Here is a 223-nt window from a genome sequence, read left to right as displayed (position 1 = left end):
AGCGGCGCTGGCGCCCAATGATCCTCGCTGGACAGGATCGGGACCGAAGACCACATCCGGCCAGACGGGGGGCGGCCAGACGGCGGGCCAGGCTGAAAAAGCAGACAAGCCGTCCACCGCGGCGGCATTCGCCGATCCGGCAGCGAAAACCAAAGTGGCAGCATTGATTGCCAAAGTCGCTGCTCCCGCCAAGGCGGCGACAGACGGTGCGTCAACCGCCGCC

The 223-nt window shown here is 67.3% G+C and carries 1 pseudogene; it reads left to right on the top strand.

The window, feature by feature from the left end:
* Window positions 1-223 (top strand): annotated as a pseudogene (locus AC0L2B_RS00015) (SH3 domain-containing protein); the annotation flags it as partial.

The organism is Mesorhizobium sp. WSM4815 (genome assembly GCF_055811575.1).
This window is presented reverse-complemented; position numbering and strand designations above follow the sequence as displayed.